This window comes from Accumulibacter sp. (assembly GCF_036625195.1).
Lineage (GTDB): Bacteria > Pseudomonadota > Gammaproteobacteria > Burkholderiales > Rhodocyclaceae > Accumulibacter.
Map to the genome: position 1 here is coordinate 4,394,462 of NZ_JAZKUG010000001.1, position 25,381 is coordinate 4,419,842.

Below are 25,381 nucleotides of genomic sequence, written 5' to 3' on the forward strand. Positions count from 1 at the left end.
GGGTGCTATAATCGGCCGCTTTGAACGCACGGGTCGTTGTTGTGTCGTGGTGCCGAGAGGGGGAATCGAACCCCCACGCCTTGCGGCGGCGGATTTTGAGTCCGCTGCGTCTACCGATTCCGCCATCTCGGCCTGAGCGCGCCGTCTGCGCGCGGCATGTGGCGGCGATTATCGCGCATTCCGCGACCGCGAACAAGCCAAGACCGGCGGCGCCGAACTCCCGGCCACCACGCTGCGATGCTGACCCTCGACGACTTTGACTTCGAGCTCCCGGCCGAGCTGATCGCCCAGCAGCCCGCAGCCGAACGCAGCGGCAGCCGGCTGCTGCGGCTGCTCGACACGGGCATCAGCGACCACCGCTTCGACGAGTTGCCGGCGCTGCTCGATGCCGGTGACCTGCTGGTCTTCAACGACGCGCGCGTCATCCGCGGCCGCATGTTCGGTCGCAAGGCGAGCGGCGGCCGCATCGAGGTCCTGTTCGAGCGCATCATCGACGCCCGCCATGCACTTGCGCAGATCCGCGCCAGCAAGTCCCCCAAACCGGGCAGCCGGATTCTGCTGGAGGAGACGATCCCGATGCTCGTCGGTGAGCGAAGCGGCGAGCAGGGCGAGTTCTTCGCGCTCGAACTCGCTGCCGATGACGACCTGTGGCGCCTCGTCGAGCGCCACGGGCGGCTGCCGCTGCCGCCCTACATCAGGCATGCCGCGACGGCCGCCGACGAGGCTCGCTACCAGACCGTCTTCGCCCGCTCACCCGGCGCGGTGGCAGCGCCAACCGCCGGGCTGCATTTCGATGAACCGCTGCTGCAGCAACTCGCCGGGCACGGTGTCGGCAGCGCCTGGCTGACGCTGCATGTCGGCGCCGGGACCTTTCAGCCGGTGCGCACGCACGACCTGCGCGAACACCGGATGCACACCGAGCGCTTCGACCTTCCCGCCGAGACGGTCGCCGCGATCGCCCGTACGCGCCGCAGCGGTGGTTGTGTGGTCGCCGTCGGTACGACCAGTCTGCGGGCGCTCGAGGCGGCGGCGCGAACGGGTGAACTGCGTGCCGGCACGGACGAGACCGATCTTTTCATCACCCCTGGCTACGAATTCCGGGTGGTCGACCGCCTGCTGACCAACTTCCACCTGCCGCGGTCGACGCTGCTGATGCTGGTCGCCGCCTTCGCCGGTCATGCGCCCGTCCGTAGCGCGTACGAACATGCGATTCGCGAGCGCTATCGCTTCTTCAGTTACGGTGATGCGATGTTGCTGACTCGGCATGGCGCGTCGCCCCTTCGTCACACCATCTGAACCGCAAGAGACAATGTCCAGGAAGCCACTGAACAGCAGCGCCTTCGAACAGCTCGATACCCTCGGCCTGGCGCCCGACACGCACAGGGTGGCACTCGCCTGCGCGCTGCTGTGGGCCGGCCGGTCGGCAACCGACGTGCAACGGCTGCTCGTCGTCAGCGGCCTGAAGACGAGAAACGGCCATGCCTTCAGCCTCGCCGACGTCAGGAAGGCCTGGCTGCAGTTGGCGGAGCGGGACCTGCTGCGCGAGGATCCGTCGCGCCACGGGGTTTCCCAGTTGGTGGACACGCTGCGCGCGGCACTCTACCGACAGTGGCTCGATACCGCCACGGGCAGCGCGCTGGTCGATCTGGTCTGTCAAGCCGATCGTTTCCACCCGGGCCAGTCCAGCTACCACTGGAGTACTGGCAGCATGGCAACGACCGTCGCCTACGTTCGTGCCAAGTACTTCAGCGGTGCGCCGACGACCGAACTGCAGTCGATCAGAAGCCTCGTGTCGCGCTCGTTCAACTGGGAGAGCATCGTCCTGCAAGCGATCCTGCCCGGCTTCGACGGCCCCAGCTTTGCCCGCATCGACGGACCCGAACGCTGGTCCATCGCCTACCAGGCGACCGTCAGCGTCTGCCTGAACTACACTGAAAGCTACTTGCCGATCGTCGATTGGGCGTGCGCAGAACTCGCCCGGGACGCGACTGTCGTGCCCGAAAACCTGCGCCTCGTTCTCGCCGACCTGGCGTTGCTGCGCGCCGATGCCGACCTGCTGCAGGCTGCTCTGCTCGGCATCGACAATGGCTGGGTTGCCGGCATCCGGGCAGCGCAGCGGGTACTCGCAGGCGAATGGGCCGATGGGCAGGCAGCCTTCGAAGCGGCCCTCAAGCAGCGCCGGTCCGAGATCGGCGGCAGCAAGCACTTCCTGTCCGCCAGCATCGCCTGGTTCTACCCCCTGTCATTGCTCGCGCAGGCGACAACGCGCCATCTCGAGCTGGCGCGCAAGTTCTGTGCCACCGAGTCCGGCCGACGCCAGCCTGATGCGGAATCCGGCTGGGGTCGCTGGGTGCATGTGATCGACGTCCGTCTCGGCCGGGCTTCACTCATCGGCAACGCCGTCCTGCCCCTCCAGGCTTCGCGTGACACGCTGTTCGGGGCGCCGCTCGACGCCCTGTGGGGAATCCTTCTCGCCGCCTGGCTGAGCAGGGAAACCATCACGGGTTTTGGGGCCGCCGACCCGCAGCGGGCATGGCGGGATCCGATCGCACTGCTGCGTGGCAAGCTGCGCGCCTGCCGGATGCAAGCGCTGTTGCATCAGCTCGACGACGCCGCTGCGGTACTCGAGGGGCATGATCCGCCGGCCGGCTCCTTCATCGCCGGCGGCAGCGAACGCTGGCACGAAGTCCTTGTCACGCTGCAGTCGCTTGGCGGCCAGGACGGCAAGGCGGCGGCCGGTGCGGCCACCAGACTGCTGTGGGAAGTCGACATCGGCAACGCGGGGCAACTCGCCGGCATCCGCCCGCTCGAGCAGAAGCGCGGCCAGCGCGGCTGGAATCGGCCGCGCGCCATCAGTCTGGCGCGACTCGTCGACAACCAGCAGCTCTCGGCGGCCGACGCCAAGGTGGCGAGGGCGATCCGAGTCGAGCCCGGCTACGGCAACCGCATGTACCTCGACCTGGCGGCGGCGATCGTCGCCCTCGTCGGACACCCGACGGTCTTCCTGGCAAGCGCGCCGGAGCAGTTCGTCGATCTGACCGAAAGCCCGCCGGAACTCGAACTGATCCGCGATGGCGACCGCTACCGGATGCGCATCGATCCACCCCTGCGGCTCCACACCGACATCGACATCGACGCTTACTACCTGGACGGCGAGCAGATTCGCGCGGCCGAAGCGCTGCGCCTGATCACCCTCATTCCAGACGGCCCGCAGCGATTGCGGCTGATCCGCTTCTCGGCCGAACAGCAGCAGGCCGCGCGGCTCGTCGGCGGCCACTTTGCCATTCCCGCCAACGCCCCCGGCGTACAGGAAGAGGTCGAGAAGACGCTGCGCGCGCTGGCGGCGCGCTTTCAGGTCCATGCCGACGCGGCACAGGCGGCACGACAGGTCGCCAGCGACTCGCGCCTACGCGCCGAGCTGGCGCCCGTCGATGCGGATCTGTCGCTGCGCCTGGTCGTGACCCCCCTCGGCAGCGATGGTCCGCGACTGACGCCGGGCAGCGGCCGCAGGCAGTTGATGGCGGTCATTGGCAGCGAGACGGTCGGCACCGAGCGCGATCTGGCCGGCGAGAGACGGCATCTCGAGGCGATCCTCGACGCCCTGCCCTTCCTCGACGGCAGCGAGCGCAGTTGCGAATGGCTGATCGACGATGCGGAGAACGCGCTTGCTGCGGTCGAGAAGTTGCCAACCCTGCCCGAACTGGCCGCCGTCGAATGGCCGAAGGGCAAGTGCGTGCGCGTCGTCTCGCTCGGCCCGCGGCAGCTTGGCATGCGCGTGGCTCGCGAGCGCGACTGGTTCCGGCTCGACGGTGAGGCGAAGGTCGATGAAGGTCTGGTGCTGCAGTTGTCGACCCTCCTCGGCGCCGCGCGCGACCGTTCGCGTTTCGTGCCGATGGGCAACGGCATCTACGCCGCGCTGACCCGCTCGCTGAAGCAGAAGCTCGCCGATCTGGCGGCGGTACTCGAGCCCGACCGGGATGGCGGCAAGGCGCCTCTGGTCGCCGCCGCCTGGCTCGACGAGATCCTCGACGGGACCGAACTCGATGCCGGCGCGGACTTTCGCCAGGCGATCGATCGCCTGCGCAGCGCCCAGGAGATCGCGCCGCAGCCACCGAAGCTGCTGCAGGCCAGCCTGCGGCCGTATCAGGAAGACGGCTACCAGTGGGCGATGCGCCTCGCGACGGCCGGCATGGGCGGCTGCCTCGCCGACGACATGGGTCTCGGCAAGACCCTGCAGGCCCTCGCCGTGCTGCTCGAGCGGGCGGCGGGGGGGCCGGCTCTGGTCATCGCGCCGACCTCTGTGTGCGGCAACTGGCTTGCCGAGTGCCAGCGCTTCGCACCGACGCTCAACGCCCGCATCTATGGCGAGGCGGGAGAGGGTGAACGCGAATCGCTGGTCGGCGATGCCGGGCCACGGGATCTGCTGATCGTCTCGTACACGCTGCTGCAACTGGCGCAGGAGCGCTTTGCCGGCCGCAGCTGGCATACGCTGATCGCCGACGAAGCGCAGGCGGTCAAGAACGCCGCCGCCAAGCGCTCGCAGGCGCTCTTCGAGCTGAGCGCGGATTTCCGCCTGGCGCTGACCGGAACGCCGGTCGAGAACCGCCTTGCCGACCTCTGGTCGATCATGCGCTTCGCCAACCCCGGTCTGCTCGGAACGAGCAACCGTTTCAACGAGCGTTTCGCCGGGCCGATCGAGCGCAACCGCGACCGCGAGGCGCAACATGTGCTGAAACGGCTGGTCGGCCCGTTCGTCCTGCGGCGAACGAAGTCCGAGGTGTTGCAGGACTTGCCGTCGCGCACCGAGTTGATCCTCAACGTTGCGCCGGAAGCGGCCGAAGCGGCGCATTACGAAGCGCTGCGCCGCGAGGCGGCACGTGAGATCGACGCCACGCTCGAGGACGCCCCCGCTGCGCAGGCGCGCTTCAACGTCCTCGCGCAACTGACCCGCCTGCGCCGCGCCGCCTGCGACCCGCGCCTGTGCAGCCCGCAATTCGGCATCGCCGGCGCCAAGGTGCAGGCCTTCGCCGACCTCGCCGGCGAACTGATCGCCAACGGCCACAAGGCTCTGGTCTTCAGCCAGTTCGTCGACTTCCTGCAGATCCTGCGCGAACCACTCGATGCGTCGGGGTTCAGCTACCAGTACCTCGACGGCGCCACGCCGGCCGCCGAACGCAGCCGCCGCGTCGCCGCCTTCCAGGCCGGCGAAGGCGATCTCTTCCTGATCAGCCTGAAGGCCGGCGGCTTCGGCCTCAACCTCACCGCCGCCGACTACGTGGTCATCACCGACCCATGGTGGAACCCGGCGGCCGAGGACCAGGCAATGGGCCGCGCGCATCGCATCGGCCAGTTGCGACCGGTGACCGTCTACCGTCTGGTCAGCCGCGGCACGGTCGAGGAACGGATCGTGGACCTGCACCACGAGAAACGCGCCCTCGCGGAAAGCATCCTCGCCGACGGCGAGGCGAGCGCGCTGCCGTCCACCGAGGATCTGGTGGCGCTGATCCGCGGCGAGTGAGCAGCAGTCGGTCGTCGACTACCCGACCGCCTCGGCAAGAACCGCCCTGGCGCTCATCGCCAACCTGCCGTCGGGCCCCTGCGCCGCGAGCGCATAGCCGCCATCTTCGGGGGTGCACACCAGCCGGAAGGGCGCCAGGTCGAAGAGCGGTGCCAGGCCGCGAAAGCTGTACTCCTGCACCGGGCGTGTCACTTGCCGTCGCAGCAGTTCCATCAGCAGCACGGCAGTCAGCGGACCATGCACGACGAGGCCAGGGTAGCCCTCCTCTTCGATCGCGTACGGACGATCGTAATGAATCCGGTGCGCGTTGAAGGTCAGCGCCGAGAAGCGGAAGAGCAGCCGCGGATCGGGTGTGACGATGCGTGCGCAGGCTGCCGCCGACAGCGGCGGCCAGTCGACGACCGTTGGCGCCGGCAATGCCGGACCTGGTTCGCGGTAGACGATGTCCTGCTCTTCGTCGATGCACAGGCGATCGCCCTGATGATAGCCGTGGTGCAGTGAAACGAAGGCGAGTGAGCCGGAGCGTCCGCTCTTCAAGCGGACATCGCGAATGGTGGTGACGCGCCGCGCCGGCTGGCCGAGCAGCAACGGCGAGTGAAAGCGCAGCCGGGCGCCGGCGAACATCCGTCTCGGGAAAGGAATCGGCGGCATGAAGCCGCCGCGCTGCGGATGCCCGTCGACTCCGAGGCCCGCCTGCGGCACGCGGGGCAGAAAGTAGAACCAGTGCCAGAGCGGCGGCAGCGCGCTGCCGCAGGTGAAGCTCTCCGAGCCATCGCCGAGCGTCGCCGCGGCCGCCAGCGCTGCCGCCAGCCCGAGATCGTCGTCGGTGCTGTCCTGGCGACCGATCCAGGCGCTGAAGTCGCTGTCGGGGTCGCTCATCTACTTGCACCCCGCCACGCGCTTCGGGCGTGAGGTCGGCATCAGGGCTGTCTCATCGACATGGACCGGGCTCTCATTGCTGGACACCGCGGCAAGGAGGACCAGCTCCGCATCAGTGATCGTCGCCGTTGCCGCAGTCATGCCGGTCGACACAGATTCGACATCTGGAGGGTTCTTGGGATTCATGGCGGTCCTTTCTGCTGATCATCGGCGGTTCCCGCCGCACGAGGACGAAGGGCTTCCGCTGCTGCCGGCGCAGGCCGATTGTCTCGCGCTTTGTCGTTGCCGTGTACCTGTTTCGTCGCGACCCGATCTTCTGGCTGCCTCTCGACGTGGAACTGCCGCGGTTTCCAGAACAGGCCGATGTCGACGCACTGGCACCGGATGTCGGGCCTGCATCGGGAGACGAGAACGTGGGCGACGACCACGGGGCTGCACAGCATCAGCAGGATGCCGCTGGTCAGCAGCGCAGCCGGGCTGCCCAGCCGAGGCAACACGAAAGCGTCGCGGAACACCCCGTTTGCCACCGCCAGGGCCCGGATGACCAGCCAGGCAGCGAAGGCCGGCCGGCAACCGACAAAGCCAAGAATGAATCCGCGAGCCGAACTGGTCCATTGCAGTTGCACTGCTGGCTTTCGCAGTGCCTGGTCAGCGAAGGTGACCCGCCTGCCTTGCATGATGCGCCGCGCCGCCGTCCCCGACCGCGTTCCCCGCATGCCGTTCGGCCCGGAAACGGCAGCCCGCGGCAAGGCGCTGGCCGCCGCTTCCGGCTTCGCGCGAGGCGAAACGGGGAGGCGGCCGCCGGCGCACGCTCTATCGCCGAAACAGACTACTTGCCGGCCTCACGCTTCTTGCGGGAGGTCGCCATCAAGGTGGCCTCGCCGTCGATGACCACCTTTTCGCCGACGGTGCACACGGTATCGAGCACCACCCGGCACTTGTCTTCGATCACTTCCTTGACTGTGACCCTGGCGCGCACCGTGTCGCCCGGACGAACCGGGGCGCGGAAGCGCAGCGACTGATTCATGTAGATCGTTCCGGGTCCGGGCAGGCGATTTCCCAAAACCGCCGAGATCAGGCTGGCCGACAACATGCCGTGCGCAATGCGGCCACCGAACATCGTCGTGCGACCGAACTCCTCGTCCATATGAACCGCATTGACGTCCGTCGACACCCCGGCGAAGAGCACGAGGTCGGCATCGGTGATGGTCTTGGCAGTTTCCGCACTCATGCCGACCGACAGGTCTTCAATGTCGTAACCGTTTTGTGGATTCATGACAGTCCTTTCTGCTGAACATCGGCGCGGTTTTGGCCGCGCCTGGGAAAAAGGCGCTCGCGACTGCCAGCGCCCGTCTGATCATCCCGCCGGTCCTGCCGTGCGCCTGGTCTCTCGCCAGGACGACGATCACGACCGCAGGAAGCAAAGCATTGTCGCGACAGACAATTCCTCGCTGAGCCGGCAGCATTCAGCACCGTCGGAAGCCTGATCGGCGCCGCCTGCCATGGCTAGTTCATCACAATCACGACCTTACCCGTCGACTTGCGGCTGAGCACCTGATTCAGCGCCTCGACCGCCCGTGCAAGTGGATAGGTCGCAGAAACATGTGGCTTGATCGCGCCGTCGACCATCCACTGCATCAGCCTCCGGAAGCTCTCGCTCATCAGCTGCGGGCGCATGTCGGCGTAGGCGGGCCAGTTGACGCCGATCACGTCGACGTTCTTGACCAGCAGGTGATTGGCGGGGATCTGGGGGACGCCGCCGCCCGCGAAACCAATCACCAGGATCCGGCCCTCAAAGGCCATGCTGCGCAGCGAGGCGGTGAACAGGTCGCCGCCGACCGGATCGTACACCACGTCGGCGCCGTGGCCACCGGTCAGTTCCTTGATCCGCAGGCGGACATCGTCCACGCTGGTGTCAATCAGATGATCGGCGCCGTTTTCGCGGGCTACCTGCAGCTTCGCCTGCCCGTTGGCGGTGGCAATGACCCTGGCCTGCAACAGCTTGCCGATGGCGACGGCGGTCAGGCCGACGCCGCCGGCCGCGCCATGCACGACCAGCGTCTCGCCGGCGCGCAGGCGCGCCCGATGCCACAAGGCAACATGCGAGGTGCCGAAGACTACCGGAAACGCGGCTCCGTCCTCCCACGACATCGCTGCCGGCATCACCACACAGCGGTTCACATCGGCGACCAGTTGCTCGGCGTAACCCCCGTGCGGAGTCAGGGCAATCACCCGATCACCGACGGCAAGACCCTGCGCGCCGGCACCGCGTTCGAGAACCTCGCCGGCAACTTCAAAACCCGGGCTGAACGGCGGCTGCGGCTGCTTCTGGTACTGGCCGCGGGTGATCAGGCTGTCGGCAAAATTGACACCACAGGCGCGAACGCGAATGCGCACCTGGCCAGGACCGGGACGAGGCTCGGCAACATCGTCGAGGCGCAGCCCATCGGGCCCGGTGAGCGCATGGCAAACGATGGCTTTCATGGCTGGGGCTCAGGCAGTCAGGGCATGTGGCCGCCCTTCCCTGCTGTGACCGCAAGGAAGGGAGCCGGAGGGATCCCGGCGACGTTGCCACGACTCGTGCTCATTCCCCTCCCCGGCAAAGGGAGGGGAAAACACGACATCGGATCAACTCGAACAAGCGCAGCTCATTCGCCGATGATCTTGCGCACGACGTCGGTCATCGAGATGACGCCGACCGGTTGATCGTTCTCGGTGACGACCAGGCGATGCATCCGCCGTGCAGTCAACAGGCTGACCGCGTCGCTCAACAGCATGTCGGCGTCGCAGGTCGCGCAGCCGGGCGTCATCACCTCCCGCGCCAGCATCGTCCGCGCCTGCTCCGCGGTCCGGCCCTGCCGCGCCAGCACCATGTCGGTCTGCGAGACGACACCGATCGCCTTGCCGTCCGGGTCCATCACGATGACCGCGTGGATTTCCTTGTCCACCATGATCTTGGCGACCGAACCGACATTGTCGTCGGGCGAGCACGAGATGATGCCGAAATGCATAAGGTCGCGGACGCGGGTGCCGTCGTCGGCGATCGTGATCGGTTCGCCCTCGGCGATGCCTGGCAGCGGAACGGACATCGGGTACGGCGCCGGCGTGGTATGCACGTCGCCCTTGGGCAGCGTCGGATGGACCATTGCCACCGGCGCCTTGCCGCTCGCACCGAGACCGAAGCCGGTGGCACTGATCAGCACCGACATGTTGCCGTGTGGATGCTTGTTGTCGTGCATCAGTTGATGGGCAATCGGCAATTCTTCGTAGCTGAAGGCGCGCGACATGCAGGGATCGAGCTGGCCGCGTAGCGCCAGCTGATTCATTTCGTTCGACTGCACCGCGTTGGCGAAATGCGAACCCTGCAGGCGCTTCTGCCGCATCCACAGGTAGCGCAGATCGACCGTCGCATTATAGCCCGTCGTACCGGCACAGACGACCACCATGCCACCCGTTTCACAAACGAAGATCGAAGTCGGAATCGTCGTCTCGCCGGGATGCTCGAAGACGACGTTGGGTGCCCGCCGCTCACCGAGGATGTCCCAGATCTTCGAACCGAAGGCGCGCACACCCTTGAGCCATTTGGCGTAGCCGGCGTTGTCCTTCCAGTGCGGCAACATGCCCCAGTGGTCGAACTCGTTGCGATTGATGCAGCCCTTGGCGCCGAGCTTCATGCAGTAGTCGTACTTGTCCTCGCCGGAGACGACGGCGACCGACGTGGCGCCAACCGCCTTGGCAATCTGGATCGCCATCGACCCGAGTCCACCGGCCCCCCCCCAGATCAGCGCCACATCGCCCTTCTTGATCGAACTGGCGCCCCAGCCGTGCAGCATCCGCCAGGCGGTCGCTGCCACCAGCGTATAGGCTGCCGACTCTTCCCAGGTCATGTGCTTGGGTTTCGGCATGCACTGGTGACCCTGCACCCGGGTGAACTGGGCAAAGCTGCCGAAGTTGGTCTCGTAGCCCCAGATGCGGAAGCTGGGCGAGTACATCGGATCGCCGCCGTTCTTCACCCAGTCGCAGTTGCGGCTCCACTGGCCACAGTGCATGACCACCTCGTCGCCGACCTTGACATGGGTGACGTCCTTGCCGACCCTGTACACGATGCCGGAAGCGTCGCTGCCGCCGATGTGGAAATCTTCCGGTTCGCCGCCCTTGTTGCGCGCAGCGATGACGTTCACCGGGATGCCGAGCGCCGCCCAGACGTTGTTGTAGTTGATGCCGGCCGCCATCACCAGGACCAATACTTCGTCATCGGCAATCGACGGCGTGTTGACCACTTCCTTCTGAAATGCCTCGGTCGGCTTGCCAAAGCGCTCCGGGCGGATCAGCCAGGCGTGCATCTTCTCCGGGACTTCGCCCAAAGGAGGCAGTTCGCCAAGTGCATACAGTTGCTTGCTCATCAGATGCTCCTCTTATGGTGAAAGGGTCGGTTGGTTGACCGACAGCAAACGGGAAAGAATATGCTCTCGCATATGCTCGTACTCCTCGAACTGACTCGATCGACACGCGCCCAGCCGCTCCTCGATGGCGGTACGGCCGCCGACCAGCCCCAGGCCGAAAGTGCCGAACTCCTCCTTCAGCAGCCGCAACACCCAGGCACTCTGGTGCTGGCTGCGCTGCCGCTCAAGGAGGCCGGCCGCGACGAGGAAGCGTCGGTGTCGATCGAAGTGCGCGTGAAACTCCTTGATCCCGGTCTGCATGGTCGCGCTCAGCAGGCAGACCGGGTAATCCCACCCCTCGCGGCGATCCTGCCGCGGGGCACTGCGACCGATCTCGCTCGCCGTCTTGCGGGCTGCGGCGCCGAGGTCAGCCTTGTTGACGGCGAAGATGTCGGGGATTTCGATGATGCCCGACTTGAGATACTGGATCGTGTCACCGGACGCTGGCTGCGCCACATAGCAGACGGTGTCGCCGATCTCGGCGATGTCGATCTCCGTCTGGCCGACGCCGACGGTCTCGATGACGACGATGTCGAAACAGGCCAGCATCAGCCAGCTCATCGGCCACACTTCGCTGGCGACGCCACCCAACTGGTTGCGATTGGCGAGCGAGCGGATGAAGAGCCCGTCGTCCTGCCCTACGGTCTTGATCCGGATGCGGTCGCCGAGAAGCGCGCCGCCCCCGAGCTGCGGCCGGCTCGACGGATCGACCGCCAGCACGCCGACCGTCGTGCCGGCGAGCCGCCATTCGCGGATCATCGCCGACACCAGCGACGACTTGCCGGCGCCCGGCGGACCGGTGACCCCGATCAGGTGCCCGGTGCTCAGCCAACGCTCGCCGGACAGGCACGCGAGCAGCCGCACCGCGCGGCTGCGTGCCGCCGGCAGCCGGTTGTCCAGCAGGTTCAGTCCGCTGGCAACCGCTGCCCGCTCACCGCACTGGATCCGGGTTGCGAGCCGTTCGGGATCGGGAAGGCCGGGATTCCTCATCGACCTCTCAGGACAGCGACCCGAGCCGCTCGAGACCGTTGCTTTCCCGCACGACGTCGACGATGTCGCCCATGATCGCGTTCAGGTTGAAGTCCTTCGGCGTGTAGATCGCGCGCACCCCGAGCGCCAGCAACCGGTCGGCGTCGGCCGGCGGGATGATGCCACCGGCGACCACCGGCACGCCCGCCAGATCGCGGGCACGCAGTTCCTGCAGCACCGACCCGACCAGCTCCATGTGGCTTCCCGAGAGGATCGACAGCCCGACGACGTGCACACCCTCTTCCTGCGCCGCCTGGGCGATCTGCTGCGGCGTCAGCCGGATGCCGTCATAGACGACCTCGAAACCGACATCGCGTGCCTTCACCGCCACCTGTTCGGCGCCGTTCGAATGGCCATCGAGCCCCGGTTTGCCGACGAGAATCTTCAGCGGCCGACCGAGCGCGCTACCGGTACGGGCCACCCGTTCCCTGAGGTCGGTCACCTGGTCCTTCCTGCCGAGCACCTCGCGACTGTCGATGGCGATGTCGACCCCCGTCGGCGGCCGGAACTCACCGAACACGGCACGCAGCGAGTCACCCCACTCACCGGTGGTGACACCGGCCAGCGCGCAGCGGATCGAGCTCGGCATGATGTTGTCACCGGTCTTCGCCGCGTCGGCCAGCCCCTGCAGGGCAGCGCGCACGTCGGCATCGCTGCGCTGCCGCCGATGCTCCTGTAGCCTTTCGATCTGCTGCCGCTCGGCCGCTGGGTCGGACTTCATGATGGCGTCATCGCTGCCGGCAGTCAGCGGTGACTCGGCGGTCTCGTGGAAACAGTTGACGCCGATGATCTTCAGCTCACCCGCCTCGATGGCACGCAGGCGGCTCATGTGGCTGCCGACCAGTTCGCGCTTGATGTAGCCCGACTCGATCGCGGCAATGATGCCCCCCTGCGCATCGACGTTCTCGATCTCGCGCCGGGCGCCCTCGACCAGTTCGGCGACCTTGGCGGCAATCACCGGCGACCCGTCGAAGATGTCCTCATACTCGAGGAGGTCGGTCTCGAAGGCCATCACCTGCTGTATCCGCAGCGCCCATTGCTGATCCCACGGACGGGGCAGACCCATCGCCTCGTTCCATGCCGGCAGCTGGATCGCACGCGCGCGCGCGCGCTTGGAAAGCGCGACCGCGAGCATTTCGAGAACGATCCGCTGCACATTGTTTTCCGGCTGCGCCTCGGTCAGACCCAGCGAGTTCACCTGCACGCCGTAGCGAAAGCGGCGCAGCTTGGGATCCTGCACCTGGTAGCGGGTCAGCGTCAGCTCGTCCCACATCTCGCCGAAAGCCCGCAGCTTGCAGCATTCCTCGATGAAGCGGATGCCGGCATTCACGAAGAACGAGATCCGCTCGACGACCTGCGGAAACTCGTCGGCTGGGATCTCGCCCGAGGCCTTGACCCGGTCGAGAACCGCCATGGCGGTACACAAGGCATAAGCGAGTTCCTGCACCGGCGTCGCCCCCGCTTCCTGCAGGTGGTAGCTGCAGACGTTGGTCGGGTTCCACTTCGGCACGTTCTTCACCGTGTAGTTGATCGTGTCGGCGATCAGCCGCATCGACGGACCCGGCGGGTAGATGTAGGTGCCACGCGACAGGTATTCCTTGATGATGTCGTTCTGGGTGGTGCCGCTGAGCGTCTTCGGATCGATCCCTCGCCGCTGCGCGAGACCGATGTACAGCGACAGCAGCCACGCCGCGGTGGCGTTGATCGTCATCGAGGTGTTCATCTGGTCGAGCGGGATCTGGTCGAACAACTGATCCATGTCCTCGATGCTCGAGATCGGCACGCCGACCTTGCCGACCTCGCCGCGCGCCAGCGGACTGTCGGCGTCGTAGCCGGTCTGCGTCGGCAGGTCGAAGGCGACCGACAAGCCGGTCTGCCCCTTGGCGAGATTCGTACGATAGAGCGTGTTGGACGCTCTGGCGGAGCTGTGACCGCTGTAGGTCCGCATCAACCACGGCTGGTCCTTCTTCCTGCGCGGGGCAACCATGACTATCTCCTCTTCCTGATCAAGAGACGCCTCTCGATCTCAAAAATCTTCTCGTCGATCTTGTCCTTGCCGAGATCCTTCTTGTCGTTCTCCTTGATGAACAGATCGGCACCATGCCTCGCCAGCGCGGCGGCGGCGCTGACGTTCTTGACACCGATGAGCTGGAAGCTGACGACGCCGAAGCGGGCGGCGAGGTCGCCCGGAGCCTCCTCGCACGCCAGCACGCGCGACAGCGCGGCAACGGTGTCGCCGGCGATCGCCGGCTGCGTGTGATAGCCCTCGGTGAAACCGAGCTCCCAGACGCTGTTGTCGCTGACATCGCGGCTGGCAAGTCCCTCCAGCCAGGCGAAGACGAGGCCGCCGTAGACGATCGGATCGCCGCTCATCTTGCCCGACAGGCCCGAACTGAAGACGCGGTCGAAATGCAGTGGGTGGGTGTTGCCGACCGCATAGGTCAGCGCCAGGTGCTCGTCGGTGATCGTCCGGCCATTGGCATGGACGATGATCTCGCCGACCGCGAAATCCTCGAAACACGAGCGCGGACCGCTGAGCCCGGCAGGCAGGACGGCCGGAAAACGGGGCAGGAAGACCTCGGCGTCATCGACCCACGGGAACGCCGGCATCAGCCCGTCCGCCGACGCCGGCAACGGTGTCGTCGGCGGCCTACCACCCTGCCCGGCAACCATGATCTTGCGCTGGTACTGCAGCACGACCTGCTCGTTCTGGTTGATCCCCAGCGTGCGGATGGTGACGATCCCCGGCTTGCCGGCACCGCGTTCCTTGCGATCGATCACCTTGGTCAGCGAGCGGATCGTATCCTGCGCGTACACCGGCCGCAGATACTGCGCATCGTAGTAGCCGAGGTTGGCCATCGCCTTCTCCGAGTCGTTCTGCACGCCCAGCGAGAGAACGACGTTGAAGACCATCTGCGGCGACGCCGGCAGGCCGTCGAAGCCGCTCGCCCGGGCGAACTCCTCGTTCAGGTAGAGCGGATTGCACTGCATGTAGGTGCGTGCGAAGGCTTCCATCTGCGCCCGGAAGAAAGTGAAGCCGCGCGGGTGGACGAAGACCTGTCCGGGCGCGAACTCCTCGAGATAGCGGCCATAGTGCGGATGACGGACTTGGTCGACGGCCACCCCGAGCTTCGGCGCGAGTTCGACCTGCGGTCGGAAACGAATTGCCTGCGACATGGAAACCTCCTCTTGCAAGACGCAGTGGCGGCGCCAGCCCGTATCAGACGGCGTCGATCAGTGAGCGGGCGATGACCTTCAGGGCCAGGGTTTCCTCGGCACCCTCGAAGATCGACAGCACGCGCGCATCAAGGAAATAACGGCTGACCGCCGTTTCCTCGGCGTAGCCCATGCCGCCGTGAATCTGCATCGCCTCACGGGTCAACCATTCGGCAGTGCGACAGGTGAACAGCTTGACCATGCTCGCTTCCATCTGCCCGCCGCCCTGGTCCATGAGGCGACCGACGGCATAGGTGAACTGGCGCGAGACGGTCAGCAGCGTCGCCATGCGCGCCAGCTTGACGCGCGTCAGCTGGAAGTCGCCGATCGGCTTGCCGAACGCCTTACGCTCCTGGGCATAGGAAACTGCCTTCTCGAAGGCTGCCTGCATGACGCCGATGGCGCGCGCCGCGGTCTGGATGCGGCCGCCGGCGAAGCCGGCCATGGTGAAGTAGAAACCCTTGCCTTCGCCCTCCGGCCCGCCGACGAGGTTCTCGTCGGGAACGAAGACGTGGTCGAAGAAGACCTCGTAGGAGTGCATCCCGCGATAGCCGATGGTGGCGATCGCACGGCCGCTGAGCACGCCTCCGCCGGGCTGGCGGTACTCGAAGTCGTGTCCCTCGTACGAGTCCTTCTCGACCAGGAACATGCTGAGGCCCTTGTGGCCGAGTGAGCGGTCGGGGTTGGAGCGGGCGAGGACGAGCAGCAGACCGGCCTTGCCGGCCATTGTGCACCAGGTCTTGACCCCGTCGAGAATCCAGCCACCCTCGCACTTGCTGGCCTTGAGGCGCATGGCTGCGACGTCGGAGCCGGTATCCGGCTCGGTGACGGCGATCGCGCACAGCGGCTTGCCCATCGCCACTTTCGGCAACCATTTCTCGCGCTGCTCCTCGGTACCACCCTTGAGCAACGAACGGCTGAGGATTTCCGGCCGCGTGATCAGGCTGCCGGCGCCACCGAGCGAGCCCCGCGACAACTCTTCGGTGACCACGATCATCCCCATGTTATCCTCGTGGTCGTCGCTCTGGATGCCGCCGTAGCGCTCGGGGATCGACAGCCCGAAGCAACCCATCTCGGTCAGCGGCTCGAGAATCTCCTGCGGAATGATCCGGTCATGGCGATGGATCTCCTCGGCCAGCGGCATCACCACGTTCGTCGCCAGCTTGCGGAATGAATCCTGCATCATCGTCGCGTCGTCGCTGAGCATGTAGGCGCCGCTGGCACCGTTCAGCGCCACGACATCGCGACCGAGCGCTTCGAGATGAGCGGCATCGAGCTGCGCCTGGCAGAAACGGCTGAGGCCGGACGAAGCGAGCGCGGCAACGTCCGCCTCGCCGAGACCGAAACTCTGCGGCCTCGCCCACAAGCGGTTGTGGATGTTCTGCAGGGCCTCGGCGCAGAACGCCAGCGCCATCCGCTCCTCGAGGCAGACGCCCTCGGCGTACTGTCCTGCCGCCAAGACCCTGGCTGCGTAATCGGCAGCAAAACGCGCGGCGGTCGCCTCGGCGGCACACCAGGCGAGATCGAAGCTGGCCATCTGCTGCGCGTCGAGTTTCTCGCTCGAAAGGCCCTTGCTGCCTGTGCACTGCTGCTTCATCCAGAGCAGCGCTTTCCTGATTGCCGCATCGGCGGCATCGAGATACGGCAACGCCCCCTGTATCCCGCAGTTCACCTCAGTCATCACACATCCCTTTCCAGTTGCGTGGTGCCGGAGCAGAGTCTATTTCCGCGTCCGGTTATTGACGATGCGGACGAACGAGCGCGAGCGCAATTCGTCCAGAGTGATCCCGGTCGCCAGGACTTCCTGCTCGGTGATGGCACCGCAGGCCATGCCGCGCAGGAAGAAGTTGAGCAACCCCTGGCCCGTCGCGGCGTCGTCGAAGGTATTGCCCACGAGCGTCGCCTGTGCTGCCTTGTTGAGGAAGGCGTTCAGCCGCGCCGAAGCATCCTGCAGGCCACTGAGGAAGAAGGTGTCGACTGCCGCATAACGGACCGGCAACTGCCCGGGATTGAGATCCCACCCCTGATAGTAGGCATGCTGCAGTGAATGCATGATGTTGTCGTAGTGCAGCTTCCACGCGCCATGCACGACGGCGCGGTTCTCGTCCAGCTGCTGCGGCGAGAGCACGGCCCCGGCGGCCGCCTTGTGCGGTCCGATCGGCATGCTGGTGGTCGCGCCATCGCTGATCGTGATGCCTGTGCCGGCGAGGCTGACCTGCAGCACGTGGCGGGCGAAGTCGCACGAGGGGTGCGTGTGGCTCTGGTGCGCCGCCGTGATGTTGCACGAGGCGGTGTAATCGTAGGTACCGAAGATCGCCGACCGACAGCGGCCGGCAGCGGCGGCAACGAGCAGCGGCACCGTATTCTCGCCGCGGTGGTTGATGATCGACTGCGTCGTTTCGATCATGATCTCCATGCGCAGCGAGTCCTTCGGATAACCCAGCCGCGCCTCGAGCTTCGCCAGGATGCCGGCGCAGGCTGCGACCTGCTCGGGAGTCGTCACCTTGGGCAGGGTGACGATGAAGTTCTCCGGCAACCGGCCGCCGGTCTTCTCGGCCAAGCGGGTGAGGAAGATGTCGAGCGTGCGGATCGAACGGACCTTGCACTCGTCGGAAAAAGTCTTGATGCGGATGCCGATGAACGGCGAGAGGACGTTCTCGCTCATCCCCCTGGCGATCTCGTCCGCAGCCGCGACGGCGTGACCATCCTCCTCGTCGTCCGGCCGATTGCCGTAGCCGTCCTCGAAGTCGACGCGGTTGTCCTCGATGGGCTCCGTCCGCAGCTTCTTGACTACCCGGTTATAGACGGTGAACGCCAGCCAAGCCGCCTGCTTGACCTCGCGCACCTGCTCCGGGTTGTGTTCCAGCGCGCGCGTCAGGCTATCGATTTCGACCGGGTTGCTGGGCAGGGTCTCCGCACCCGGCAAACCGAGAACGCGGGCGAAGACGTGATAGTTCGGCGCATAGGTGTCGAGGGTCTTCAGTGCCACCTCGCCGAGCTTGCCGGCAAAGCCAGCCTTGAACAGGTTGGCGCCGCCGTAAACGGTGTGAACCGGCTGCCGCTCGGAGGAATCCGCGGGGTAATGCCCCTTGAAGGCTGCATTCGCCTCGTGCAGCTCGCCATAGCAGGCGTTCAGTTCGTCAGGGGTCAGCGTGAGCTTCATGTGTTGCCTCCGTAATCGTTGCTGAAGTCAGGGGAATACGTCATTCGCGTGCCAGTCGCGCCAGCGCTGCACGAGCAGCCCCTCGCCCGCGCTCGGCCGAGCAAGTGGTGATCGGGAAAGGCTCTCGGGCGTCCACCAGCAGGCAGAGGCGTTTGCAGGACTGCCGTCGCAGGCGGCTGACGAGTTGGTCATGGGGGCGGCGAGCAAGCCGCTGCGACAGCGAGACGAATCCTCCGGCAGCGAGCCGGATGCGTGCGGCGCGCGCGCCAGGCAGGCGCCGTCGCCACTGAGAAACCAGGCATGCGAATGGCCACCGGCAGGGCCGCCGGTTGACGTCGGACCACACCATTCGGAGCCGTTGCAGGATCGGGGACGAGGGAACGCCTCCCGGCAACCACAGGCTGCTCCCTGGCTTCCTCTTCGCCGGTCCCGTTCCACCTTCGACTCGCAAATGTCGTCGTCCGGCAAACGAAACCCTCTGCGGGCCACCTGCAGCCCCAGCTCCGCTTGCCCCCCGATTGCCTCTGCCGGCGCCTGAGACGCCTGCGACCCACACCACCGCGCTTTCACACAGAGGATGACTGCCGCCACTGCGGGTGCCACGGCGACGCCTCGACCCCGCGACACAGGGCGACCCGACCATTCCCGCAAGAGCGAAACCACTATAGCCCATCGCCGACCACTTTTCCAGCCCGCTTTCCGACTTCCGGAAGTTGCCGGCGCCGGTCGCTCGGGCACCTCGCCCAATGGCCGTCCTGCCGGACGCAAGACCGTCACCAGCAAACCGTAGACGTGGCCCGGTTGCCCACAGCCCACTGCGACAAGGCAACGCAACCTGTACCGGCGACTGCTTTTTGAAACTATACTGCGAGCCTTCGTCGGCGCCGGGTGGCACGTGCCTGGCGATCTGCGCAGCGCTCGGGCCCGGCGCGCGACGATCGCAGTGGCCCGCCGGCGACCGAGAGGGGTGGCGGAGATGGCCGGATCACGCGACGCACAGCAGGGAGGATCGGCAATGACAGGGGAGCCAGCCTCGACCAAGCCTGCCAGACAGCAGGCTGCGTTGACGGGTGACGCGAGCGACGAGCTGGTCGTGACAAGCAGGCCGTCGTCCGAGGAGGAGCATGAACGCCCGCTGGACGGTGACCGGCTGCCAATGAGCGGCCTGCGTGTCATCGACGTCGGCACCTTCCTCGCCGGCCCCTATGCGGCATCGATCCTCGGCGAGTTCGGCGCCGAGGTTCTCAAGGTGGAACATCCGGTCGCCGGCGATCCGATGCGACGTTTCGGCACGGCGTCGAAGCGTCACGACGCGACCCTGGCGTGGCTCAGCGAAGGCCGCAACCGCAAGTCGGTGACTCTCGACCTGCGGCAACGCGAAGGGGTCGAGCTGTTCCTGAAGCTCGTCGCCAAGTCCGATGTCCTGATCGAGAACTTCCGCCCCGGGACGATGGAAGAGTGGGGACTTGGCTGGGAGGAACTGCGACAGGCCAACCGCGGCTTGGTGATGCTGCGTGTCTCGGGTTACGGGCAGAGCGGACCGTACCGCCGGCGCTCGGGCTTTGCCCATATCGCGCACGGCTTCGCTGGCCTGTCCTATCTCGCCGGCTTTCCGGGGGAAACCCCGGTGGTCCCGGGCACCGCGCCGCTCGGCGACTACCTTTCGAGCCTCTACGGTGCAATCGGCATCCTGCTCGCCTTGCGTCATCGTGAAGTCAGCGGTGAGGGACAGATCATCGACATCGCCATCTACGAGGCGGTCTTCCGCCAGATGGACGAGATCGCCGCGGCCTACGGCCTCTTCGGCAAGGTCCGCGAGCGGGAGGGTGCCGGCAGCTTCGTCGCCGTGCCGCACGGACACTTTCGCACGGTCGACGACAAGTGGGTGGCGATTGCCTGCACGACCGACCGGATGTTCGAACGTTTCGCTGCCGTGATGGGCAAACCCGAACTGGCCGCCGCGGATCGCTACGGCAACCAGCGCCAGCGCCTGGCGGCACGTGACGAGGTCAACCGGCTGGTGATCGAATGGGTTGGCTCGCTGACCCGCGAGCAGGTGATGAAACGGTGCATCGACGGCGAGGTGCCGGTCGGCAAGCTCAACAGTATCGCCGACATCTTCGTCGATGAGCACTTCCAGGCTCGCGGCAACCTCGCCCGACTGTGCGAAGAAGGGCTCGGCGAAGTCGTCATCCCCGGCGTCGTTCCCACCCTTTCCGAGACCCCGGGCCGCATCGCCAACCTCGGTCCGCCCCTGGGCAACGCCACCTACGAGATCCTGCGCGAGTTGCTCGACATCCCGGCGCAGGAGATCAGGCGCCTGCGGCAGCGCCGGATCATCTGAACCGAGAGCACAGTGAGGACGGCCATGTCCAAGGCAGACGACGCGGAAAACCGATTGCCGCTCGCCGGCATCCGTGTCATCGACGCGGCGACGGTGATTGCCGCACCCTACAGCGCCAGCATCTTGGGCGAGTTCGGCGCCGAGGTACTGAAGGTCGAGAATCCGCAGGGCGGCGACCCGATGCGCCACTTCGGCACGCCGACGCGGCGCAAGGACACGCTCGCCTGGCTGAGCGAAGCGCGCAACAAGAAATCGGTGACCCTCGACCTGCGCCTGCCCGAAGGTGTCGAACTGTTCAAGGCGCTGATCGAGAAATCGGATGTGCTGTGCGAGAACTTTCGCCCTGGCACCCTCGAAAAGTGGGGGCTCGGCTGGGAGGTGCTGCGGCAGATCAACCCGCGGCTGATCATGCTGCGCGTCACCGGTTATGGCCAGACCGGCCCCTACCGCGACCGGCCCGGTTTTGCCCGCGTCGCGCACGCCGTCGGCGGCATCGCCTTCCTCTCCGGGATGCCGCGCGGCACACCAGTGACACCGGGATCGACGACGCTTGGCGACTATCTCACCGGCCTCTACGGCTGCCTCGGCATCCTGATGGCCCTGCGCCATCGCGACCGCACCGGCCAGGGGCAGTACATCGACGCCGCACTCTACGAATCGGTCTTTCGCTGCACCGACGAACTGGCGCCGGCTTACGGCATGTTCGGTCGCGTGCGCGAGCGGCACGGGCCGACGCACAACGATTTCGCCTGTCCGCACGGACACTTCCCGACCAAGGATGACGGCAAGTGGGTGGCGATCTCGTGCGTCACCGACAAACTCTTCGAACGGCTGGCGACGGCCATGGGACGACCGGAGCTGGCAGCGCCACACGTCTATGGCGACCAGAAGACACGGCTGGAAAACCGTCACGACGTGAACGAGATAGTCCGCGACTGGTGCGGCTCGCTGCATCGCGACGAGATCCTCGATCGCTGCTTCGCCGCCGGCGCACCGGCCGGCCCGCTGAACAGCATCGCGGACATCTTCGGCGACCGGCAGTTCCATGCCCGGCGCAACTTGGTCGCGATCGACGAGCCGGACATCGGCGAGACGGTCATCGTGCCATCCGTGCTGCCGCGGCTGTCGCTGACACCGGGGCGCATCAGGCACCTGGGACCGCGCCTCGGACAGCATACCGACGAGGTGCTGAACGAACTGCTCGGCCTCGACGCGGCCGAAATCGAAGAACTGCGCCGCAAGCGCGTCATCTGACACGAGGGAGTCGAGCCAACGATGCAGGGAATTCTCAGCGGTTTGCGAGTCGTCGAGGGCTCAGCTTTCGTCGCCGCGCCACTCGGCGGAATGACGCTCGCGCAGCTCGGTGCCGAGGTCATCCGCTTCGACCCGCCTGGTGGCGGCCTCGACCAGGGTCGCTGGCCGCTGACCCTCGATGGTCGGCACAGCCTGTTCTGGGCCGGACTGAACAAGGGCAAGCGGTCGATCGTCGTCGATTTCCGTTTCCCCCGCGGGCAGGAACTGCTGACGCAACTGATCTGCGCACCGGGTGAGCAGGCAGGACTCTTCAGCACCAACTTCCCGGCCAGGGGCTGGCTGGCCTACGAGACACTGCAGGCACACCGCCCGGATCTGATCATGGTCAACCTCAGCGGCCGACGTGATGGCAGCTCGGAAGTGGACTACACGCTGAACCCGCAGGTCGGCCTGCCGATGATGACCGGGCCGATCAGCTCGCCGGAGATGGTCAATCACGTCTTTCCCGCCTGGGATTTCATCAGCGGCCAGATGATCGCCGTCGGCCTGCTCGCCGCCGAGCGGCATCGGCGGCTCAGCGGCGAAGGCCAGCTCGTCCGTCTGGCGCTGAAGGACGTGGCGCTGGCGATGCTCGGCAATTTCGGCATGCTGGCCGAGGTGATGGTCAATGACAGCGACCGCCCGCGCCAGGGCAACTATCTCTATGGCGCCTTCGGCCGCGACTTCTGCACGCTCGACGGCAAGCGACTGATGATCGTCGGCCTGACGGCCATGCAGTGGCACCGCCTGCTCAAGGCGACCGGCCTGCGGCAGGCGATTGCCGAACTCGCTGCCCGCCTCGGCCTCGACCTCGAAGACGAAGGCAACCGCTACCGCGCGCGGCAGCAGATCGCCGCCCTGCTCGAGCCCTGGTTCCACGCCCGTACCCTCGCCGAGGCGGCGCAGACGCTCGATGCGCATGGCGTCACCTGGGGTCCGTACCGCAGCGTCCGTGAAGCGATCGCCCGCGACCCCGACTGTTCGACCGACAACCCGATGTTCTCGCTCGTCGAGCAACCGGGCATCGGTTCCTACCTGATGCCGGCAACGCCGCTCGACTTCAGTCGCGTGCCGCGCCTGCCGCCGATGCCGGCACCGCGACTCGGAGAACACACCGACGAGATCCTGCTCGACATCCTCGGCTTGAGCGAGGCCGAGGTTGGCCGCCTGCACGACGCGTGCATCGTCGCCGGGCCGGCCTGACATCGCGGCCGCCGGCCGCATCCTGCCGCTGCACCCACACGCCTTCTTGCCACCAGGGGAAACGCCATGAAACTGCCCGTCCATTTCTACAAACCGCTCGCCATCGGTGCGCCGCAACCCCTGCGTGAACTGCCCGTACGGCCGGAACGGATGATCCACTTCTTTCCGCCGCACATCGAGAAGATTCGCGCCAAGGCGCCGGAGACCGCCCGCCAGTGTGACGTCCTGTGCGGCAACCTCGAGGACGCGATCCCGATCGACGCCAAGGAGGCGGCGCGTGCCGGTTTCATCGAACTGTTGAGTCAGCACGATTTCGGCGATACGGCAATGTGGGTACGCGTCAATGCGCTGAACAGCCCGTGGCTGCTCGACGACCTCGAACAGATCATCCGCCATGTCGGCAACCGGCTCGATGTCATCATGATTCCCAAGGTCGAGGGACCGTGGGACATCCATTTCGTCGATCAGTACGTCGCATTGCTCGAAGCGAAGTACTCGGTGCGCAAGCCGATCCTGCTGCACGCACTGCTCGAGACCGCGCAGGGGGTGAGCAACGTTGAGGCGATCTGCGGCGCCAGCCCGCGCATGCATGGCCTCAGCCTCGGCCCGGCCGACCTGGCCGCTTCCCGCGGCATGAAGACGACGCGGGTTGGCGGTGGTCATCCCGGCTACGGCGTCCTCGCCGATCCCGAGGCGGGTCACGATCAACGCGCCTTCTTCCAGCAGGACCTCTGGCATTACACGGTCGCGCGCATGGTCGACGCCGCCGTCGCGCACGGGCTCCGCTCGTTCTACGGTCCGTTTGGCGATCTCAAGGACGAAGCCGCGTGCGAAGCGCAGTTCCGCAATGCCTTCCTGATGGGCTGCTCGGGAGCCTGGTCGCTGGCACCCAACCAGATCGCGATCGCCAAGCGCGTTTTCAGCCCCGAGATCAAGGAAGTCCTCTTCGCCAGGCGTATCCTCGAGGCCATGCCTGACGGCAGCGGCGTGGCGACGATCGACGGCAAGATGCAGGACGACGCCACCTGGAAACAGGCGAAGGTCATCGTCGATCTGGCGCGACTGGTCGCCCGACGCGACCCGGAACTCGCCGCCGCCTATGGCCTGTAGCACACAAGATCAACGGCAGAGGGAGGACATGCAGTGAGTGCAAAGAACAGACTCGGCAACTTCTTTGAGGACTTCCAGGTTGGCCAGAAGATCGCGCACGCGCCGCCGCGGACGATCACCGAAGGCGATGTCGCCCTGTACACGGCGCTCACCGGTTCGCGCTTCGCGACCACCTCGGCCGATACCTTCGCCCACAGCCTCGGTTTCCCACGCGCGCCGGTCGACGACCTCCTCGCCTTCAACATGGTGTTCGGGCGCACGGTACAGGACATCTCGCTCAACGCCATCGCCAACCTGGGCTACGCCGCCGGCCGTTTCGGCCACCCGGTCTATCCGGGCGACACACTCAGCGCCGACTCGACGGTGATCGGACTCCGGGAGAACAGTGACGGCCGGTCAGGCATCGTTCATGTCCGGTCGTGCGGCGTCAACCAGCGCGGACAGATCGCCCTCGAGTACTGCCGCTGGGTGATGGTGCGCAAACGCGATCCGCAGTCGCCGGCCTCGCCGACCTGCGTTCCCGAGTTCCCCGACGCGATCGATGTCGGCGAACTGGTCGTTCCGGCGGGAATCCGCCTCACCCAGTACGACACTTCGCTATCCGGCAGCAACGAGCTCTGGGACGACTATGCCGCCGGCGAGCGCATCGATCACGTCGATGGCGTGACCATCGAAGAGAGCGAACACATGCTGGCCACGCGCCTCTACCAGAACGCGTCACGCGTCCATTTCAACCAGCAGAGCGAGCGCGGCGGGCGTTTCGGGCGGCGCGTCGTCTACGGCGGCCACATCGTCAGCCTGGCGCGTGCTTTGTCGTTCAACGGGCTGGCCAATGCCTTCACCATCGCCGCCATCAATGGCGGCCGGCATGTCAGCCCGGCCTTCGCCGGCGACACCATCTATGCGTGGACGGAAATCATCGAGCCGCTGGCGCTGCCCGGGCGCAGCGACGTCGGCGCGCTGCGCCTGCGCACCGTGGCGACCAAGGACCTGCCGTGTACCAACTTTCCGTACAAGACGGCCGACGGTGCCCACGAGGCGGGAGTACTTCTAGATCTCGACTATACGGTGCTGATTCCCCGGCGAGCCTGACGGTGCCGGTGATTGCTGCGCTGCTCGCCGCACCGGGCGGCTCGCGCATCGCCGCCTGCATCCCGTTGGGAAGCGCCCGGACCGCCCACCTG

The 25,381-nt window shown here is 66.4% G+C and carries 17 protein-coding genes, 1 tRNA gene and 2 pseudogenes; 7 read left to right on the top strand and 13 right to left on the bottom strand.

The genetic code is table 11. The features are described 5' to 3' along the window. Positions 1 to 47: 47 nt before the first annotated feature. A tRNA-Leu gene (locus V5B60_RS19435) sits at positions 48 to 132 on the bottom strand. Positions 133 to 237: 105 nt separating this feature from the next. Here V5B60_RS19435 and queA point away from each other — a divergent pair. Both queA and V5B60_RS19445 read left to right on the top strand, forming a co-directional pair. After that, a complete protein-coding gene (gene queA / locus V5B60_RS19440) occupies positions 238 to 1,296 on the top strand; it encodes a tRNA preQ1(34) S-adenosylmethionine ribosyltransferase-isomerase QueA (RefSeq protein WP_332349359.1) in 1,059 nt (352 codons plus the stop codon). A gap of 13 nt (positions 1,297 to 1,309) precedes the next feature. Beyond that, complete coding sequence (locus V5B60_RS19445; RefSeq protein ID WP_332349362.1) at positions 1,310 to 5,518, top strand: DEAD/DEAH box helicase; 4,209 nt, start codon at positions 1,310 to 1,312, stop codon at positions 5,516 to 5,518. An 18-nt stretch (positions 5,519 to 5,536) separates the two neighbouring features. On the opposite strand, the gene V5B60_RS19450 is transcribed toward V5B60_RS19445, so the two are convergent. The 12 genes and pseudogenes from V5B60_RS19450 to V5B60_RS19505 form a co-directional block, all read right to left on the bottom strand. Beyond that, positions 5,537 to 6,397, bottom strand: coding sequence for an acyl-CoA dehydrogenase (locus V5B60_RS19450; RefSeq protein WP_332349364.1), 861 nt, complete (start codon positions 6,395 to 6,397; stop codon positions 5,537 to 5,539). A gap of 182 nt (positions 6,398 to 6,579) precedes the next feature. Then, a complete protein-coding gene (locus V5B60_RS19455; protein WP_332349366.1) occupies positions 6,580 to 7,023 on the bottom strand; it encodes a hypothetical protein in 444 nt (147 codons plus the stop codon). Between the two features lie 203 nt (positions 7,024 to 7,226). Beyond that, the gene (locus V5B60_RS19460; protein ID WP_332349368.1) at positions 7,227 to 7,673 is read right to left on the bottom strand and encodes a MaoC family dehydratase; all 447 of its coding nucleotides are present in this window, start codon (positions 7,671 to 7,673) and stop codon (positions 7,227 to 7,229) included. A 230-nt stretch (positions 7,674 to 7,903) separates the two neighbouring features. Further along, positions 7,904 to 8,548 (bottom strand): NADPH:quinone oxidoreductase family protein, encoded by a 645-nt coding sequence (locus V5B60_RS19465; RefSeq protein WP_332350646.1) that lies wholly within the window; start codon positions 8,546 to 8,548, stop codon positions 7,904 to 7,906. A gap of 66 nt (positions 8,549 to 8,614) precedes the next feature. Then, positions 8,615 to 8,881 (bottom strand): annotated as a pseudogene (locus V5B60_RS19470) (alcohol dehydrogenase catalytic domain-containing protein); the annotation flags it as partial. Positions 8,882 to 9,045: 164 nt separating this feature from the next. Next, entirely contained in the window at positions 9,046 to 9,543 is a 498-nt protein-coding gene (locus tag V5B60_RS19475) for a CBS domain-containing protein (protein WP_332350648.1), read from the bottom strand. A gap of 24 nt (positions 9,544 to 9,567) precedes the next feature. Continuing rightward, positions 9,568 to 10,800: pseudogene (gene ccrA, locus V5B60_RS19480) on the bottom strand (crotonyl-CoA carboxylase/reductase); the annotation flags it as partial. 12 nt (positions 10,801 to 10,812) lie between these two features. Then, complete coding sequence (locus tag V5B60_RS19485) at positions 10,813 to 11,829, bottom strand: ArgK/MeaB family GTPase (RefSeq protein ID WP_332349372.1); 1,017 nt, start codon at positions 11,827 to 11,829, stop codon at positions 10,813 to 10,815. A 7-nt stretch (positions 11,830 to 11,836) separates the two neighbouring features. Beyond that, entirely contained in the window at positions 11,837 to 13,855 is a 2,019-nt protein-coding gene (locus V5B60_RS19490) for a protein meaA (RefSeq protein WP_332349374.1), read from the bottom strand. 2 nt (positions 13,856 to 13,857) lie between these two features. Next, positions 13,858 to 15,045, bottom strand: coding sequence for a MaoC family dehydratase (locus V5B60_RS19495; protein WP_332349376.1), 1,188 nt, complete (start codon positions 15,043 to 15,045; stop codon positions 13,858 to 13,860). A 43-nt stretch (positions 15,046 to 15,088) separates the two neighbouring features. Beyond that, entirely contained in the window at positions 15,089 to 16,765 is a 1,677-nt protein-coding gene (locus V5B60_RS19500) for an acyl-CoA dehydrogenase family protein (RefSeq protein WP_332349378.1), read from the bottom strand. A 39-nt stretch (positions 16,766 to 16,804) separates the two neighbouring features. After that, positions 16,805 to 18,247: a DUF6986 family protein gene (locus tag V5B60_RS19505; protein ID WP_332349380.1), complete on the bottom strand. Its 1,443-nt coding sequence runs from the start codon at positions 18,245 to 18,247 to the stop codon at positions 16,805 to 16,807. A 1,156-nt stretch (positions 18,248 to 19,403) separates the two neighbouring features. Between V5B60_RS19505 and V5B60_RS19510 the strand changes: the two genes are divergently transcribed. The 5 genes from V5B60_RS19510 (at position 19,404) to V5B60_RS19530 (ending at position 25,289) form a co-directional block, all read left to right on the top strand. Continuing rightward, a complete protein-coding gene (locus V5B60_RS19510) occupies positions 19,404 to 20,591 on the top strand; it encodes a CaiB/BaiF CoA transferase family protein (protein WP_332350650.1) in 1,188 nt (395 codons plus the stop codon). A gap of 24 nt (positions 20,592 to 20,615) precedes the next feature. Next, positions 20,616 to 21,845: a CaiB/BaiF CoA transferase family protein gene (locus tag V5B60_RS19515; RefSeq protein ID WP_332349382.1), complete on the top strand. Its 1,230-nt coding sequence runs from the start codon at positions 20,616 to 20,618 to the stop codon at positions 21,843 to 21,845. Between the two features lie 21 nt (positions 21,846 to 21,866). Continuing rightward, on the top strand, positions 21,867 to 23,087 hold the full coding sequence (locus V5B60_RS19520; protein WP_332349384.1) for a 2-methylfumaryl-CoA isomerase: 1,221 nt from the start codon (positions 21,867 to 21,869) through the stop codon (positions 23,085 to 23,087). A gap of 66 nt (positions 23,088 to 23,153) precedes the next feature. Beyond that, positions 23,154 to 24,197: an HpcH/HpaI aldolase/citrate lyase family protein gene (locus tag V5B60_RS19525; protein WP_332349386.1), complete on the top strand. Its 1,044-nt coding sequence runs from the start codon at positions 23,154 to 23,156 to the stop codon at positions 24,195 to 24,197. 33 nt (positions 24,198 to 24,230) lie between these two features. Continuing rightward, on the top strand, positions 24,231 to 25,289 hold the full coding sequence (locus V5B60_RS19530) for a MaoC family dehydratase (RefSeq protein WP_332349388.1): 1,059 nt from the start codon (positions 24,231 to 24,233) through the stop codon (positions 25,287 to 25,289). The last annotated feature ends 92 nt before the right edge of the window (positions 25,290 to 25,381 follow it).